We start from the raw sequence: 15,799 nt of genomic DNA, 5'->3' as shown, positions 1-15,799 counted from the left end.
CGCCCCGCGACCCCCTGCCGGCCGGGTACCCGGGCCCCCGGGCCCGCGGGGTGGAGCCGGTTGGGTTGTAGGCCGCCGCCGGTTTCGGGCCCGGCGACCGCGTCGAGGAGCAGGGCGGCGTCGCCGACGGTCCGGGCGAGCGGACCGTTGACGGTGAGTCCCTGGAAGCAGTCGTCGTACGGGTGGACGGAGACCCGGCCGCGCTGCGGTTTGATGCCGACGAGGTGGGTCCAGGCGGCGGGTATGCGGATGGAGCCCGCACCGTCGGAGCCGAGCGCGGCGGGGACGATCCCGGCGGCGACGGCGGCCGCCGATCCGCCGGAGGAGCCGCCGGGGGTGTGATCGGTGTTCCACGGGTTGCGGGTGGCTCCGAACGCCGGGCCCTCGGTGAACGGCCACTGACCGAGTTCGCAGGAGTTCGTCTTGCCGACGATCACGGCCCCGGCTGCCTTGAGCCGCCGCACCGCCTCGCCGTCCTCCGTCGCGACGGGGATGTCCCCGGCGCAGCCGAAGCGGGTGGGCAGGCCGGCGACGTCGGTGTCGTCCTTGACGGCCATCGGCACGCCGAGCAGCGGCAGCCGCTCCCCCGCGGCGAGCCTGCGGTCGGCCTCCGCGGCCTCGGCGAGGGCGGCCTCCGGGCGGGTGCAGCGGAAGGCGTTCAAGGTGGGCCCGGTGGCCTCGATCCGGTCGAGGGCCGCCTGGACGAGGGCCGTCGAGGTGACCGTACCTTCGGCCAACTGCCGCGCCTGCTCGGCCAGTCCGCTGTACTCGACCGCGCTCACACCAGCCCCCTCGTCTCGAAGATGCCGGAACCCTACTGGAGAGTAGCCTCCTTGTCAGCAGGGTCCCGTAGGCTCGTCGGGCAGGTGGACCGAGAGGAGACCGAAGTGGCCGCGACAGACTCGACCGGGACGACGGTCGCCGAGGTGATGGCCGAGCTGGCCGCGCTCGAAGACCCGAAGGCGCGCGCCGTGAACGAGCGGCACGGCGACGACCACGGCGTGAACCTCGGGAAGCTGCGCGCGGTCGCGAAGCGGCTCAGGACGCAGCAGGAGCTGGCGCGCGGACTCTGGGCGACGGACGACACGGCGGCGCGCCTGCTGGCGATCCTGATCAGCCGCCCGAAGGCGTACGGACGGGATGACCTGGACAGCATGGTGCGCGAGGCGCGCGCCCCCAAGGTCCACGACTGGCTCGTGAACTACGTGGTGAAGAAGAGCCCGCACGCCGAGGAACTGCGCCTGGCCTGGTCCGCCGATCCGGACCCGGCGGTCGCGAGCGCCGGCTGGGCACTGACCGCCGAGCGCGTGGTGAAGAGGCCCGACGGCCTGGACCTCGCGGTACTCCTCGACGTCATCGAGTCGCAGATGAAGGACGCCCCGGACCGCCTGCAGTGGGCCATGAACGCCTGCCTGGCCCAGATCGGCATCCAGCACCCCGCGTACCGCACCCGCGCGATCGGCATCGGCGAGGAGCTCGAGGTCCTCAAGGACTACCCGACGTCCCCCGGCTGCACCTCCCCGTTCGCACCGATCTGGATCGACGAGATGGTCCGCAGACAGGGCTAGAGCCGGCTGTCCGGCCCCCGCGCTCAGGGGCGCAGTGCCGACGCCGCCCTGCGCACCGTACGGGCCTCGCCGCGACGGCCGTTCTTGCGCAGGTACCGGGCGAGCCAGGCGAGGGACTCCGCGAGGCGCGCGACGTCGCTGCTCGGGTGGTGCGGGCCGCGCGCGCCGAACAGGAGGTCGACCGCCTCCATGGTGGGCGCGAGGACCTCGTCCTCGCGGTCCGCGCGGGCCAGCCGGAGGGCGAGGTTGGCGAGCGCGTGGATCGCCCCGTCCATGTGCTTCTCCGGGTCGTCCACGCGCAGCCCGCGGTAGATCGCGACGACCTCCCGCGAGGAGCGCAGCGCCTCCTCGTGGCGACCGGTGTCGGTGAGACGGATGCTCAGGTTGTTCATCGCGCGGGCGAGGCTCGGCAGATGCGTCCGGGGGTCGTCCTCGGCGAGCCGCCGGAAGAGGGCGACGGACTCCTCGGCCGCCGTGAGCGCGTCGGGGTGGCGGGCGAGGGCGGCGAGCCGGTTGCCCAGGCTGTCGAGGGCGTCGGCCAGAGCGGGGCGGATCCGGCGCTCATGGGCCTTCAGGTGCCGCCGGTAGAGGCCGACGGCCTCGTCGGCGGAGGCGAGGGCGTCGGCGTGCCGGCCGAGCCAGCCCTGGGTGAGGCCCTGGTTGTGCAGGGACCGGGCCAGCGCCAGGGCGGCATCGGCGCCGGTGGCGGTAGGGGTGGCCGTATCGGTGGTAGCGGGCGTACGGCACAGGGCGACGGCGTCGCGCAGGATCTCGGCGGCGAGACCGAGGTTCCCGGCCGAGACGAGCCGCAGGGCCTGGTCGTTCATGCCGTGCACGCGGTCGAGCGGAAAGGAAGGGGGCGGTGAGGAGGCGGAGGAGGGGCTCGTCGAGGAGTTCCTCGATCCCGACGCCTCGCGCCGGAACCGGCCGTCCGGCGTCACCGTGTACCCATGGCGGCGCAACAGAGCCTCCATCAGGGCGAGGCGGCCGGGATCGCCCGTCGCGACGGACCGGCGCAGGTCCACGAACTCGGCCACGTACGGGGCGGCTTCGGCCTCGCGGCCGAGTTGGTGCAGGTGGTGGATGAGGGCCAGGACCGTCGCGTAGCGCTCCCCGGGATCCGCGCGGGGCGCGGCGGCGCGAAAGAGGTCGACGGCCTCCCGGAGGGTGACCACGCCCTCCTCTCCGCGCCCCATCTCGCCCAGTTTGATGCCCAGTTCACCGAGCGCGGAGGCGAGGGCGTCCCGCTCGCCCAGTCGGCGCCGGATCGCGACGCCCTCGCGGATCACCTCCAGAGCCTCGTGATGGCGCCCCAGCTCGGCGAGCTGGTTGCCGAGGTTGGTGAGCGACCGGGCGAGGTCGGGCAGGTGGAGGCCGGGCTCGCGCCGGGCGAGGTCCCGCAGCAGATCGGTGGCCTCGCGGGCCTGTTCGTACGCCTCCGCCCGCCGGCCGAGCAGGCCGAGGACGAGCGCGCGGCGGCCGAGTGTGGCGGCGAGTCCGGAGGCGTGCCCTTCGGCGTCGAGCGCGGCGAGCTTCCGGAAGACCTCGACGGCCTCCCCGAGCACCTCCGCCGACTCGCCGAACCGCTCGGGATCCTCGGTCAGCAGCGAGGCCAGCCCGTGCAGACACGCCCCGAGCCGTGGCAGACACCTCTCCGGATCCTGCCGGGCGAGTTCCCGCAACTCGGCTCTCTCACGTAACGCTTCGCGCACCGCACCCGCGTCCGGCATCCCGGCACCCTCCCCGTCGGTCCCGATCCCCACGCCCACTGTCACGCCCCGCCCCGCCCGACGGTTCCCCGCCCGACGGTTCCCCGCACGCGACCCCGCGCCCCCGCGGTCCGCAGGGGCCGCTCTCGACCTAGTCATCTAAGCAACTTAGAATCTACGAAGCTTTCACCGGATCTCGTCCGACGGACGCCAGGACCGTCCGCGACCCAGGAAGAAGGAGCTACGCCATGGCCGCCCACCGCCGCCCGCCCCAGGCCTCTCCACGCCGAACCGGTTTCGTCACCGCCACCGCCGCGGCGGCCGTGGCCCTTTCCGTCCAGCCGGCCTCCGCCGACCCCCTGCCCGATCCGAACAAGAAAGGCGTCAGGGCCCAGGTGGACCGCCTCTACGAGCAGGCGACCCAGGCCACGGAGAAGTACAACGGCGCCAAGGAGAAGGCCGACAGGCTCAGGGGGGAGACGAAGGCCCTCCAGGACGCGGTGGCCCGCCGGCAGGGCGAGGTGAACGAACTACGCGACCGGCTCGGCATGGTGGCGGCGGGCCAGTACCGCTCGGGCGGCCTCGATCCCGCGCTCCAGCTCTTCCTCTCCGAGGACCCCGACTCCTACCTGGCGAAGGCGTCCGCGCTGGACCGGGCGGGCGAGCGGCAGGCCGCGGTCCTCCAGCAGTTCCTCTCCCAGCAGCAGGCCCTGCGCCTGCAGCGCGAGGAGGCGACGCGGAAACTGGGCGACCTCGACGCCACGCAGAGGCAGCTGGGCGAGCGCAAGGCCGAGATCCAGGGCAAGCTGCGCGAGGCACAGCGGCTCCTCAACACGCTGTCGGCGAAGGAACGGACGCGGATCGCCCAGGAGGAGGACCGGGCCGACCGGGCGAGCGCACGGGTGAACCTCGGGAACGAGGCGAGTGCCTCCCAGCGCGCCGCCGCGGCCCTCGCCTCGGCCAAGAGCCGGGTCGGCATGCCGTACGTCTGGGGCGCGAGCGGCCCGGCGTCCTTCGACTGCTCCGGTCTGACCTCCTGGGCCTTCCGCCAGGCGGGCGTGACGATACCCCGCACCTCCCAGGCCCAGGCCGCCGCCGGGACCCGCATCGACTCCCTCGGCGCGCTGAAGCCCGGCGACCTCGTCATCATGCGCACCGATCTCAGCCATGTCGGCTTCTACGCGGGCAACGGGCAGATCCTGCACTCCCCCAAGCCCGGTGCGCAGGTCCGCTACGAATCCATCGCCCGCAGCGGCATGCCGTTCATGTGGGGTGTACGCATCGGCTGACGCGGAGGAAAAAGCGGATCGGCTGATTGGCCGACAACTCACCCTCGAATTCACGCCGCGTTTCCCATGGAATTCAGAACCGGCTCCGCGCGATGGTTAGGATTACGGCGTGATGACAGCCCGGCCGCGTTCGCGTGCGCCGCATTCCCGCTTCTCGGCGGGGCTGCGACGTCTACTCGGCCTGGCCGCGCTGCTGTTCGGCCTGCTGGCCGGGCACGGACCGGACATGTACGGACACGACATGTACGGACCTGACGCGCACAGGACCTCGGCCCTGTCCCCCGCCTCGTCCCCCGCCGTGATCGGCGCCCTCGGCGCCCGTGTCGGCCTCGTGGGAGGCTCCGGCGAGCACGACCCGAGCCATCCCGCACACGAGTGTTCGCCGTTGACCCCGACGGGAACGCCCGCGCCCGGCACACCGTGCGGCGCACGACAGAGCGAGGCGGCCCACGCGGTCCAGGTCTGCTGCCGGAACGACGCAGCGATGAGCCGGACAGCCGTGCCGTCGGCGTCAACGCCCAGATCCTCAGCGGTCCTTCAGGTCTAGAACGCGCCCCGGCTCCCTGCCGCGCCGGCGCACACCCGCTCGCGCGTCGGACCCGAGACCCGATCGCGTACGACCCCCCACACCCCCGACCGTCGCGGGGCGTCTCCCTCCTGCCCTCGCGGGAGCGAGGATCGCCGCCGCCCGGAGGACCTGTGACCCGCCCACCCCACGGCACCCCGCTGCTCGCCGCCGTCATCGGCGCCCTGCTCCTGTCGGCCGTGCTCTGCCTCGCCCCGCTCGGTGACACCACGCACCCATGGGCGGAGAGAAGCACGCCCACCGCGAGCACCCCCGTCGTCGACCGCGAAGTCGCCCCGCCCGTCGGCGACTTCCCTCAGCATCCTCGCCACCACCACGGCGGCGGGTGCACCGCTGCCGGCCTGATGGCCGACGCCCATCTCCTGCCACGGCAGGCGCCCGACGCCACCGCTTCCCCCTCGACCGCCACGTCCGTCACGGGGATCGGGGACGGCCCGGTCTCACCCGTGGAACGCGGCGAGCACCCTGCGTTCGGCCGGGCCGCCATAGCGGAACCAGGCCGTTCGACGCAGATCCGCGTCTGCCGGTGGCGCGTGTAGGCCGTTCGGCTCCCGTCCGCGCACCGCGCGGCCGCTCCTCCCGAACCATCCCTGACGCGCACCATCGAATCGAGAGCGAAGCCATGCATTCCTCGACCACCGACGCCACACCCCCCACCCGCTCCGCCCTCTCCGGGCTCGTGGGCAACACCCCCCTTCTCCGGATCTCCGAGCCGCTCACCCCGGCCGGCCGTGGCTTCTGGGCCAAGCTGGAGGGATTCAATCCCGGCGGCATCAAGGACCGCCCCGGTCTCCACATGGTCGAACGGGCCCGCGCCCGGGGCGACCTGCGCCCCGGTGCCCGCATCATCGAGTCCACGAGCGGCACCCTCGGCCTCGGCCTCGCACTCGCCGGCATGGTCCACGGCCACCCCGTCACCCTGGTCACCGACCCCGGCCTGGAACTCTCCATGACCCGGCTGCTCGCCGCGTACGGCGCCCAGGTCAACGTGGTCACCGAGGCCCACCCCACCGGCGGCTGGCAGCAGGCCCGCCGGGACCGGGTCGGCCGACTCCTCGAACAGCACCCGGGCTCCTGGTGCCCGGACCAGTACAACAACCCGGACAACACCACCGCGTACACGCCGCTGGCCCTCGAACTCGCCGCGGAGCTGGGGCACATCGACGTCCTGGTGTGCAGCGTGGGCACCGGTGGGCACTCGGCGGGCGTGTCACGCGTCCTGCGGCAGCTGTATCCGGACCTGACGCTCGTGGGGGTCGACACCATCGGTTCGACGATCTTCGGTCAGCCGGCCCGGCCGCGGCTGATGCGCGGGCTCGGATCGAGCATCTACCCGCGCAACGTCGCGTACGAGCGGTTCGACGAGGTGCACTGGGTGGCGCCGGCCGAGGCGGTGTGGACCTGCCGCCAACTCGCCACCTCCCACTACGCGACGGGCGGTTGGAGCGTCGGCGCGGTCGCGCTCGTGGCCGGCTGGCTCGCCCGCTCGCTCCCCCAGGAGACCAGGATCGCGGCGGTCTTCCCCGACGGACCGCAGCGCTATCTCGGCAGCGTCTACGACGACGACTACTGCGCCGCGCACGGCCTGCTCGACACCCCGCCGGCGCCCGAACCGGACGTCATCGGCCGCCTCGACGAGAAGGAGGTCACCCGCTGGACCCGCTGCGCCACCGTGGTCGACCCGCTCACGCTCGCCGCGGAGGACGGCGACGGCGCGGAGGAGCGTACGGAGGAGCAGGCCTGATGAAGGGCACGTACTCCCAGTTCCGTTCGTACGAACGGAGCGTCCGGCTGTTGATGGTGAACCAGTTCACCATCAACCTCGGCTTCTACATGCTGATGCCGTACCTCGCGGCGCACCTGGCCGGGCCGCTCGGGCTCGCCGGCTGGCTGGTCGGGTTGATCCTCGGCGTGCGCAACTTCAGCCAGCAGGGCATGTTCCTCGTCGGGGGGACGCTCGCGGACCGGCTCGGCTACAAGCCCATGATCATCGCTGGTCTCGTGCTGCGCACGGTGGGCTTCGCGACCCTCGGCCTGGTCGACTCCGTACCCGCGCTGATCGCCGCCTCCGCGGCGACCGGCCTGGCGGGCGCGCTGTTCAACCCGGCCACCCGCGCCTACCTCGCCGTCGACGCCGGTGAGCGGAGGGTGGAGGCGTTCGCGCTGTTCAACGTCTTCTACCAGGCGGGCATCCTGCTCGGGCCGCTGGTGGGCATGGTGCTGACAGGCGTCGACTTCCGCGTCACCTGCCTGGTCGCGGCGGGGACCTTCGCCGTGCTGAGCGTGGTGCAGATCCGCGCCCTGCCGACCCGTCGGGGCGAGGGGACGAAGGAGAAGGAGGGGCGGAGCGTGCTCGCCGAGTGGCGCGGCATCCTCCGCAACCGCCCGTTCGTCCTCTTCTCGGTGGCCATGATCGGCTCGTACGTCCTGTCCTTCCAGGTCTACCTGGCGCTGCCGCTCGAGGTGCGGCGGCTCGGCGGCGAGGGAACGTTCGGGACGGCGGCCGTGGCCGTGCTGTTCGCGGTGTCCGGGCTGAGCACGATCCTGTTCCAGACGCGGGTGACCGCCTGGTTCAAGGCGCACGTGGCGCCGGGGCGTGCCCTCACCTGGGGGCTGTTCGTCATGGGCGTGGCCTTCGTGCCGCTGCTCCTGGCCGCGGCGGTCCCCGTCCCGGACGAGGGCCTCGGCCGGTGGCTGCTGGCCTCCGTACCGCCGACGCTCTGCGCGCTCCTCCTCGCGGTGGGGACGATGATCGCGTACCCCTTCGAGATGGACACCATCGTCCGGCTCTCCGGCGACCGGCTCGTTGCCACGCACTACGGCCTGTACAACACCGTCTGCGGAATCGGCATCACCCTGGGCAATCTCCTGACGGGGGCCGCGCTCGACGCGGCGCGGAGGGCCGGTCTTTCCGCGCTGCCCTGGCTGGCGCTCACCGCGCTCGGCCTCGCGTGCACCGCCGCGCTGTACGGACTGCACCGGACCGGCCGGCTCGCCGGGCCGTCGGCGGAACTCCGTCCACGGTCCGTGACCGTCTGACCCGACAGTGACGACAGGGGGCGGGCGCTCACGGAGCGCCCGCCCCCACGTGCGCACCGAGGGCGCTCGCCCGGCTCGAACGCCCCTCTAGTATGAGTCCGAAGGTGTCGGCGGAGAGGAACGGGCCATGCGGCGGCTGGGGGAACTGGAAGCGGAGATCATGGACCGCTTCTGGCGCTGGGACCGCCCCGCCACCGTCCGTGAGGTCGTCGACGACATCAACCTCCACCGGGAGGTGGCCTACACGACCGTGACCACGGTCACGAGCATCCTCTTCCACAAGGGCCATCTGACCCGGGCGCGCGACGGCCGCATCTGGCGGTACCGGGCGGCCGCGAGCCGTGAGGCGTACTCGGCGGCGCTGATGGAGGACGGCCTGGAGGCGAGCGAGGACCGCGAGGGCGCGCTGGTCCACTTCGTCGAGAACCTCGACGACGAAGAGATCGCGGCGCTCCGCAAGGCTCTCCGGACCGTCGGGCGGCGGACCAAGCAGTGAACGCGGCCCCCGCGCTGCTGGGTTACGCGGCCCTCGTCGGCACGGTCGCCCCGCGGGTGCTGCTGCGCAGCGCGTGGCCGCACCGCGCGCCCGTGCTCGGCGCCGCGGTGTGGCTCGCGCTCCTCGTCTCCTTCACGCTGACGGCCGCGCTGGCCGCGTCTCAACTGGCCACGCCCACGGAGCATCTGCACGCCGGGCTCGTGGGGCTCCTGCACGCCTGCGGTGTCGGTACGGGCGGTCCTGTGGCGCCCGACCCCTCCCTGGCGGGCCTGCTCGCGACGGTCCTGCCGTCGGCGGTGCTCGCCGCGGTCCTCGGCGCGTTCGCCTTCCACGTCCTGCGCGCGGGGGTGGCGCGGGCGCGGCACCGCGACCGGCTCGACAAGGTGGGGGTGCGCTGCGACCGGCTGCGGGCGACCGTGCTGCCGCACGGCGCGCCCACGGCGTACTGCCTCCCCGGCTTCCGCCCGCGCGTCGTCGTGAGCGAGGCGGCCGTGCGGTTGCTCACCGACGAGCAGCTCACGGCCGTCCTGGAGCACGAGCGCGCGCACGTCGCCGGTCGCCACCATCTGCTGATCGCGGCGACGCGCGCGTTCGCCGGCGTGTTCCCGTGGGTGCCGCTCGCTCGCCACGCGCGGGAGCAGATGGCGATCCTGGTGGAGATGATCGCCGACGACCGCGCGCTGCGGAGCCACCCCGGCGAGGTCCTCGCGACGGCGATGTACGAACTGGCCGCCGGCCGCACCCCGAGGGGCGCCTTCGGCGCCGGCGGCTCGACCGCGCTGCTCCGGATGCGCCGCGTCCTCGGCCCCGGCCGGTCCCCGCACCCCGCGGTGCGGGGATCGGCGGCGTCGCTGGCCCTGACGGCCCCGCTGCTGCCCCTGCTCGTCGCCTGCCCGCCGGGACTCTAGGACCCGCGCTCGCGGGTCAGGAGCCGAGCGCCGGGATGATCTCGGAGCCGTAGGCGTCGATGGTGCCCTCCCGGCTGTCGTGCATGTTGTAGACGGCGAACTGGTCGACGCCGAGGGCTTTCAGCTGCCGGAGCTTGGCGATGTGGGCCTCGGCGGGGCCCAGCAGGCAGAAGCGGTCGACGATCTCGTCCGGGACGAACTCGGTGTCGGGGTTTCCGGCCCGGCCGTGGTGGCTGTAGTCGTAGCCGTGGCGGTCCTTGATGTACGTGGTGAGTGCGTCCGGGACCATGCCGGAGTGCTCGCCGTACCGGGCGACGAGGTCGGCGACGTGGTTGCCGACCATGCCGCCGAACCACCGGCACTGGTCCCGGGCGTGCGCGAGGTCGTCGCCGACGTACGCGGGCGCGGCGACGCAGATGGTGAGGGCGTCGGGGTCGCGGCCGGCGTCGACGGCGGCCTGGCGGACCGCCTTCACCATCCACTCGGTCAGGAACGGGTCGGCGAGCTGGAGGATGAAGCCGTCGGCCTTCTGTCCGGCGAGCGCGAGGGCCTTGGGGCCGTACGCCGCCATCCAGACCGGGAGCCGGCCCTCCTTCACCCAGGGGATACGGATCGGGTTGCCGTCCACCTCGGCCTCGCGGCCCTCGGCGAGGTCGCGGATGACGTCGATGGCCTCGCCGAGGCGGGCCAGGGTGTTGGGCTTGCGGCCGGCGACCCGCATGGCGGAGTCGCCGCGGCCGATGCCGCAGACGGTCCGGTTGCCGTACATGTCGTTGAGGGTGGCGAAGGTGGAGGCGGTCACCTCCCAGGTGCGGGTGCCCGGGTTGGTGACCATGGGGCCGACGTGCATCTTCGTCGTGTGTTCGAGGATCTGGCTGTAGATGACGAACGGCTCCTGCCACAGCACGGCCGAGTCGAAGGTCCAGCCGTAGCGGAAGCCGTTGCGCTCCGCCCGGCGCATCAGGCCGACGACCTCGGATGCGGGCGGGTCGGTCTGCAGGACGAGTCCGAAGTCCACGTCGTCGTTCTCCTAGTTCAGGTACTGGCAGGTGGATCGCGGGGTGAAGACGCCGTGTCCGGCGCGCCCGGTGAACTTCCGCTGGTCGATGACGAGTTCGCCGCGCGAGAGGACGGTCTCGACCTGGCCGGTGACGGTCCTTCCCTCGTACGCCGAGTAGTCGACGTTCATGTGGTGGGTCTCCGCCGACAGGGTCTGGGTGGCGTGCGGGTCGTAGATCACGACGTCGGCGTCCGCGCCGGGCGCGATCGTGCCCTTCTGCGGGTACAGGCCGAACATCCGCGCCGGGGACGCGCAGGCGATCTCGATCCAGCGGCGGCGGGAGATGTGGCCGTCCACCACGGCCTGGTGGAGCAGGTCCATGCGGTTCTCGACGCCCGGCAGGCCGTTGGGGATCTTGGAGAAGTCCCCCCGACCCAGCTCCTTCTGGCCGACGAAGCAGAACGGGCAGTGGTCGGTGGAGACCACCTGGAGGTCGTTCGTCCGCAGACCGCGCCAGAGGGCAGCCTGGTGCTCCTTCGGCCGAAGGGGCGTGCTGCACACGTACTTGGCCCCCTCGAAGTCCGGCTCCGCGAGGTTGTCCGTGGAGAGGAAGAGGTACTGCGGGCAGGTCTCGCCGAAGACCGGCAGGCCCTTGTCGCGCGCCGCCGCCAGCTCGGCGACGGCCTCCTCCGCCGAGACATGGACGACGTACAGGGGTGCCCCGGCCACCCGGGCGAGCTGGATGGCGCGGTGCGTGGCCTCCGCTTCGAGGAGGGCCTTGCGGACCTCGCCGTGGTAGCGGGGATCGGTCTCCCCCCGGGCCAGGGCCTGTTCGACCAGGACGTCGATGGCGATGCCGTTCTCGGCGTGCATCATGATCAGCCCGCCGTCGTCGGCGGCCCGCTGCATGGCCCGGAGGATCTGCCCGTCGTCGGAGTAGAAGACGCCCGGGTAGGCCATGAACAGCTTGAACGAGCTGACGCCTTCCTGGACCAGGTGGTCCATCTCCTTCAGCGTCGACTCGTTCACGTCCGACATGATCATGTGGAAGCCGTAGTCGATGGCGCAGTTGCCGTCGGCCTTGGCGTACCAGGTGTCGAGCCCTTCGCGCAGGGAGTGGCCGACGCTCTGGACGGCGAAGTCGACGATGGTGGTGGTGCCGCCCCAGGCGGCGGCCCGGGTGCCGGTCTCGAAGGTGTCGGAGGCGAAGGTGCCGCCGAAGGGCAGCTCCATGTGGGTGTGCGCGTCGACACCGCCCGGGATGACGTAGCGGTCGGTGGCGTCGAGGATGCGGTCGGCGGTCCAGCCTGCGGCCGTGTCGGAGCCGTGCGCCGCGAGGGCGGCGATCCGGCCGTCCTCGATCAGGACGTCGGCGTGGATCTCGTCGGCGGCCGTGACGACGAGGCCGCCGCGGATGAGGGTGCGGGTGCTCACGGGTGACCCCCTGGGTGATGGCGGTGAACTACAGGGAACGCAGGGCCTGTTCGAGGAGGGTGGCGCCCTCCTCGGCCTCGGCGACGGTGAGCGAGAGCGGCGGCGCGATCCGCAGGGAGCTGGTGTTGTGGCCGCCTCCCTTCCCGATGAGCAGGCCGTACGCGCGGGCGGCCTCCAGGACGGCCGCCGCGGCTGCCGGGTCCGCCTCGTCGGTGCCGGGCCGGGTGAGCTCGATGCCGATCATCAGGCCCCGGCCGCGGACCTCCCGTACGGCGTCGATGCCCGCGCTGACGGCCCGGAGCCGCTCGATGAGCAGGCCGCCGACGCGCCGCGCGTTGCCCTGGAGGTCGTGTTCGACGAGGTACGCGAGGTTGGCCAGGCCCGCGGCCATGGTGATCGGCGAACCGCCGAAGGTGGAGATGGAGTTGGCGTCGAGACAGTTCATGATCTCGGCGCGGGCGACCACTCCGCCGACGGACATGCCGTTGCCGATGCCCTTGGCGAAGGTGAGCATGTCGGGCGGGCCCGCCCGGTCGTGCGCCTGCCAGCCCCAGAAGTGGTCGCCGGTCCGGCCCCAGCCGGTCTGCACCTCGTCGGAGATCCACAGGATGCCGTGCCGGTCGAGGACGCGACGGAAGGCGGCGTACAGCCCGTCGGGCGGGGAGGTGAAGCCACCCACGCCCTGGATGGGTTCGGCGATCAGCGCGGCGACGTCCCGGGTGTGGCCGAGGAGGTCTTCGAGGTCGGCGACGCAGGCCTCGATGAAGCGCTCGTCGCTGTACTGGGCGTACGGGCCGCGGGTGCGGACGCCGCCGTGCACGTACAGGGTCTGGAGCGGGGAGAGGCTCGTCGGGGACCAGGCGCGGTTGCCGGTGATGCCGACGGTGGAGAAGGAGCGGCCGTGGTAGCTGTTGCGCATCGCCAGGATCTGGTTGGTGCGGCGGTACGCGGTGGCGAGCAGCAGGGCCGTGTCGTTCGCCTCGGTGCCGGAGGTCGTGAAGAAGACCCGGGCGTCGGGGATGCCGGAGAGGGTGGCGATCCGCTCGGCGAGCTCCACCATGGGGCGGTTGAGGTAGAGCGTGGAGGAGTGGATGATCCGGCCGGCCTGCTCCGCGACGGCCTTGGTGACCTCGGGCACGGCGTGGGCGGTCATGGTGGTGAGGATGCCGCCGAAGAAGTCGAGGTACTTCCGGCCGTCGGCGTCCCAGACGTGCCGGCCCTCGCCATGGGTGATCTCGATGGGGTCCTTGTAGTAGAGGGCGACCCAGTCGGGGATCACGGCGCGGTGGCGGGCGTAGAGGTCGGTCACGGCCGCACCAGCCCGTCGTAGGCGTCCGGGCGTCGGTCGCGGTAGAAGGCCCACTGCTGCCGCACCTGCTCGATCACCCCGAAGTCGAGGTCGCGGACGAGGAGTTCCTCCTCCTTGTCGGAGGCGACGTCGCCGACGAACTGACCGCGCGGGTCGACGAAGTAGCTCGTGCCGTAGAAGTCGTTGTCGCCGTACTCCTCGATGCCGACCCGGTTGATGGCCGCGACGAAGTACTCGTTGGCGACGGCTGCCGCGGGCTGTTCGAGCTGCCAGAGGTAGGAGGACAGGCCGCGGTGCGTGGCCGACGGGTTGTAGACCAACTGGGCTCCGTTGAGGCCCAGTTGACGCCAGCCCTCCGGGAAGTGCCGGTCGTAGCAGATATAGACGCCGACCTTGCCGACGGCGGTGTCGAAGACCGGCCAGCCGGCGTTCCCCGGCCGGAAGTAGTACTTCTCCCAGAAGCCCTTGACCTGAGGGATGTGGTGCTTGCGGTACTTGCCGAGGTAGGAGCCGTCCGCGTCGATGACGGCTGCGGTGTTGTAGTAGAAGCCCGCGCCCTCGACCTCGAAGACGGGGACGACGATCACCATGCCGGTCTCGCGGGCCAGCTCGCGCATCCGCGTGACGGTCGGCCCGTCGGGGACGGGTTCGGCCCAGCAGTAGTGCTCGGGCTCCTGCACCTGGCAGAAGTACGGGGCGTTGAAGACCTCCTGGAACCCGATGACCTTGGCACCTTGCCGGGCCGCCTCGCGGGCGTGCTCCTCGTGCTTGGCGATCATGGATTCGGTGTCGCCGGTCCAGGTCGCCTGGACGAGTGCGGCGCGTACGACGTCGGTCATGAGCTGCTCCTTCGGCGCGGCGTCAGAGAGCCTCTACGCCCGTAGACGCGGTGCGTAGGAGGAGAACGTAAGCCCCGTCACACCCCGGAGCAAGACCACCGCCGTGAACCGCCGGAGTCGATCATGTTTCATACCCGAGTGGTCCATGTCGGACACGCACCGACACGCAGGGGTACGCCCATGTGTCCGCGTGGTGGTCGTTCCGATCGCTGCCCCGCAGTGATCGTTTAGGGTGCCCGGCGATCCTGGAGCAGGTACGGCGGGGAGTGACGACGGTGCGGTGGAACGGCCCGGACGAGGGCGCGCGGAACCACGGGCAGGACCCGGAGGCGACGGAGGTCCTGCCGCGAGCGGCGGGCTCCTGGACTGGGGGCGTCCCGCTCCCGGACGCCCCGGTCCCGGAGGTGGCGTCGACGCGGCCCCTGCCGCGGATCGAGGCGGAGGCGCCGGGGCCGTACACGGCTCGGGCGGTGGGGCGCGCTCGACCGGCGGCCACGGGACGCCGGTCGTCGGGACACGGGTCGTCGGAACGCGGATCGTCGGGGCGCGGGCGCAAGGGCGTGTGGGCGGGGGCGGTCCTCGTGGCGTGCGCGGCGGGCGGGCTCACGGTCGGGGCGCTCACCTCCGGATCGGCCGGACCCGACGACGCCTCCGCGGGATCCCCCGGGCCCGCCGGGCCCGCCACCGCGCCCGCCGTCGCGCCGCCGAGCCCGGGCACCACGTCGGCGCCCCCGGACACCGGCGCGGCCGGGGCGGCGGTCTACCGGGTGACCCTGACGACCCCCGACACCCCCGGGGCCGGCACGGACAGCGACGTCCAGGCGCGGCTCACGGACGAGGCCGGGCGCACCTCCGCGTGGACGGTCCTCGACACGGCCGACCACAACGACTTCGAGGCCGGCGCGCGCGACACCTACGTCATCTCCGTCGCCCCGGAGTTCGGCCGCCCGGCCTCCTTCCAGCTGTGGAAGGGCGGGCGGGACGCCTGGGCGGTCGAGTCCGCCGCGCTCGTCACCGGTCCGGACGGTTACGCCGCGCTCTGGCGGCCGACCGACGCTCCGACCCGGCTGTGGCTCACCGGAGGCGAGCAGGCCCCGGCGGACGGTGCTCCGGCGTTCGCCGCGTACAGCCCGGAGGGTGCGCTCGCCCAGGGCGCGCGGTAGCGGGGCCGCGTCTCACGCTCCGGCCATGCCCGCGACGCGCAGGGCGTGGACCAGGTCGCGTTCGCGGGCCGGGGAGACCGCGCGGGCGGCGGTGCGCAGCAGGGGGATCAGGGTGTGCGGGTCGGCGGCGGCGAGACGTGCGGCGTCCTCGGGGGTACGGGCCCGGACGAAGGCCGCGAGCAGGGCGTCCGCCTCCCGCTGATGCCCCTCGGCGCGCAACGCGGCACACGCGCCCGCCAGTTCGCCGACCGGCCGGGCGACGCCCTGCCGCAGCAGGTGCTCGCAGTCCTCGGCCCTGCCCGCGTCGGCGAGCGCCCCGGCGACGGCGGCGAGCCGGCCGGGCGGCAGCGAGGCCGCCTCCCAGAGGAGGGTGGACCAGTCGGCGCCGAGGCCGACGCGGTGCAGCTCCGCCGCGAGGGCCGGAAGCCAGCCGGGCGGCCCGGCGACGGCCTCGCAGAG

At 72.9% G+C, this 15,799-nt stretch carries 14 protein-coding genes and 1 pseudogene; 8 read left to right on the top strand and 7 right to left on the bottom strand.

All coding sequences use genetic code 11. The annotated features are described in order from the left end of the window. On the bottom strand, positions 1 to 782 hold a 782-nt coding region (locus AB0E14_RS36980; protein WP_362428993.1), incomplete at its 3' end, for an amidase family protein. 147 nt (positions 783 to 929) lie between these two features. Between AB0E14_RS36980 and AB0E14_RS36975 the strand changes: the two genes are divergently transcribed. Continuing rightward, positions 930 to 1,568, top strand: coding sequence for a DNA alkylation repair protein (locus tag AB0E14_RS36975; RefSeq protein ID WP_362428996.1), 639 nt, complete (start codon positions 930 to 932; stop codon positions 1,566 to 1,568). Positions 1,569 to 1,591: 23 nt separating this feature from the next. On the opposite strand, the gene AB0E14_RS36970 is transcribed toward AB0E14_RS36975, so the two are convergent. Then, entirely contained in the window at positions 1,592 to 3,298 is a 1,707-nt protein-coding gene (locus AB0E14_RS36970) for a tetratricopeptide repeat protein (protein WP_362428990.1), read from the bottom strand. A gap of 227 nt (positions 3,299 to 3,525) precedes the next feature. On the opposite strand from AB0E14_RS36970, the gene AB0E14_RS36965 reads away from it, so the two are divergent. From AB0E14_RS36965 to AB0E14_RS36940, 6 genes are all read left to right on the top strand, one after another. Beyond that, positions 3,526 to 4,566, top strand: coding sequence for an NlpC/P60 family protein (locus AB0E14_RS36965; protein WP_362428987.1), 1,041 nt, complete (start codon positions 3,526 to 3,528; stop codon positions 4,564 to 4,566). A 699-nt stretch (positions 4,567 to 5,265) separates the two neighbouring features. Next, complete coding sequence (locus AB0E14_RS36960; RefSeq protein WP_362428984.1) at positions 5,266 to 5,691, top strand: hypothetical protein; 426 nt, start codon at positions 5,266 to 5,268, stop codon at positions 5,689 to 5,691. 83 nt (positions 5,692 to 5,774) lie between these two features. Then, positions 5,775 to 6,896 carry a PLP-dependent cysteine synthase family protein gene (locus tag AB0E14_RS36955; protein WP_362428981.1) on the top strand — a complete coding sequence of 374 codons (1,122 nt, stop codon included), beginning with the start codon at positions 5,775 to 5,777 and terminating at the stop codon, positions 6,894 to 6,896. Then, positions 6,896 to 8,191, top strand: a complete 1,296-nt coding sequence (locus AB0E14_RS36950; RefSeq protein ID WP_362428978.1) for an MFS transporter — start codon at positions 6,896 to 6,898, stop codon at positions 8,189 to 8,191. Before AB0E14_RS36955 ends, AB0E14_RS36950 begins: the two co-directional genes overlap by 1 nt. 127 nt (positions 8,192 to 8,318) lie before the next feature. Continuing rightward, entirely contained in the window at positions 8,319 to 8,687 is a 369-nt protein-coding gene (locus tag AB0E14_RS36945; RefSeq protein ID WP_362428975.1) for a BlaI/MecI/CopY family transcriptional regulator, read from the top strand. Next, positions 8,684 to 9,595 carry a M56 family metallopeptidase gene (locus AB0E14_RS36940; RefSeq protein ID WP_362428972.1) on the top strand — a complete coding sequence of 304 codons (912 nt, stop codon included), beginning with the start codon at positions 8,684 to 8,686 and terminating at the stop codon, positions 9,593 to 9,595. The genes AB0E14_RS36945 and AB0E14_RS36940 overlap by 4 nt, the downstream gene beginning before the upstream one ends. 16 nt (positions 9,596 to 9,611) lie before the next feature. On the opposite strand, the gene AB0E14_RS36935 is transcribed toward AB0E14_RS36940, so the two are convergent. From AB0E14_RS36935 to AB0E14_RS36920, 4 genes are read right to left on the bottom strand one after another with little or no spacing between them, the layout of a single operon-like run. Further along, a complete protein-coding gene (locus AB0E14_RS36935) occupies positions 9,612 to 10,613 on the bottom strand; it encodes a TIGR03842 family LLM class F420-dependent oxidoreductase (protein ID WP_362428969.1) in 1,002 nt (333 codons plus the stop codon). A 12-nt stretch (positions 10,614 to 10,625) separates the two neighbouring features. After that, positions 10,626 to 12,029, bottom strand: a complete 1,404-nt coding sequence (gene hydA / locus AB0E14_RS36930) for a dihydropyrimidinase (RefSeq protein WP_362428966.1) — start codon at positions 12,027 to 12,029, stop codon at positions 10,626 to 10,628. Positions 12,030 to 12,057: 28 nt separating this feature from the next. Further along, positions 12,058 to 13,338: an aspartate aminotransferase family protein gene (locus AB0E14_RS36925; RefSeq protein WP_362428963.1), complete on the bottom strand. Its 1,281-nt coding sequence runs from the start codon at positions 13,336 to 13,338 to the stop codon at positions 12,058 to 12,060. Further along, positions 13,335 to 14,177: a nitrilase-related carbon-nitrogen hydrolase gene (locus AB0E14_RS36920; protein WP_362428960.1), complete on the bottom strand. Its 843-nt coding sequence runs from the start codon at positions 14,175 to 14,177 to the stop codon at positions 13,335 to 13,337. Before AB0E14_RS36920 ends, AB0E14_RS36925 begins: the two co-directional genes overlap by 4 nt. A 266-nt stretch (positions 14,178 to 14,443) precedes the next feature. On the opposite strand from AB0E14_RS36920, the gene AB0E14_RS36915 reads away from it, so the two are divergent. Next, entirely contained in the window at positions 14,444 to 15,340 is an 897-nt protein-coding gene (locus tag AB0E14_RS36915; RefSeq protein WP_362428957.1) for a PLAT/LH2 domain-containing protein, read from the top strand. 12 nt (positions 15,341 to 15,352) lie between these two features. Here the strand turns inward: AB0E14_RS36915 and AB0E14_RS36910 are convergent. After that, a pseudogene (locus AB0E14_RS36910) lies at positions 15,353 to 15,799 on the bottom strand (UL36 very large tegument protein); the annotation flags it as partial.

The organism is Streptomyces sp. NPDC047981 (assembly GCF_040653315.1).
Lineage (GTDB): Bacteria > Actinomycetota > Actinomycetes > Streptomycetales > Streptomycetaceae > Streptomyces.
Note: the sequence above shows the minus strand (reverse complement) of the source record. Positions and strands in the feature narration are given on the sequence as shown.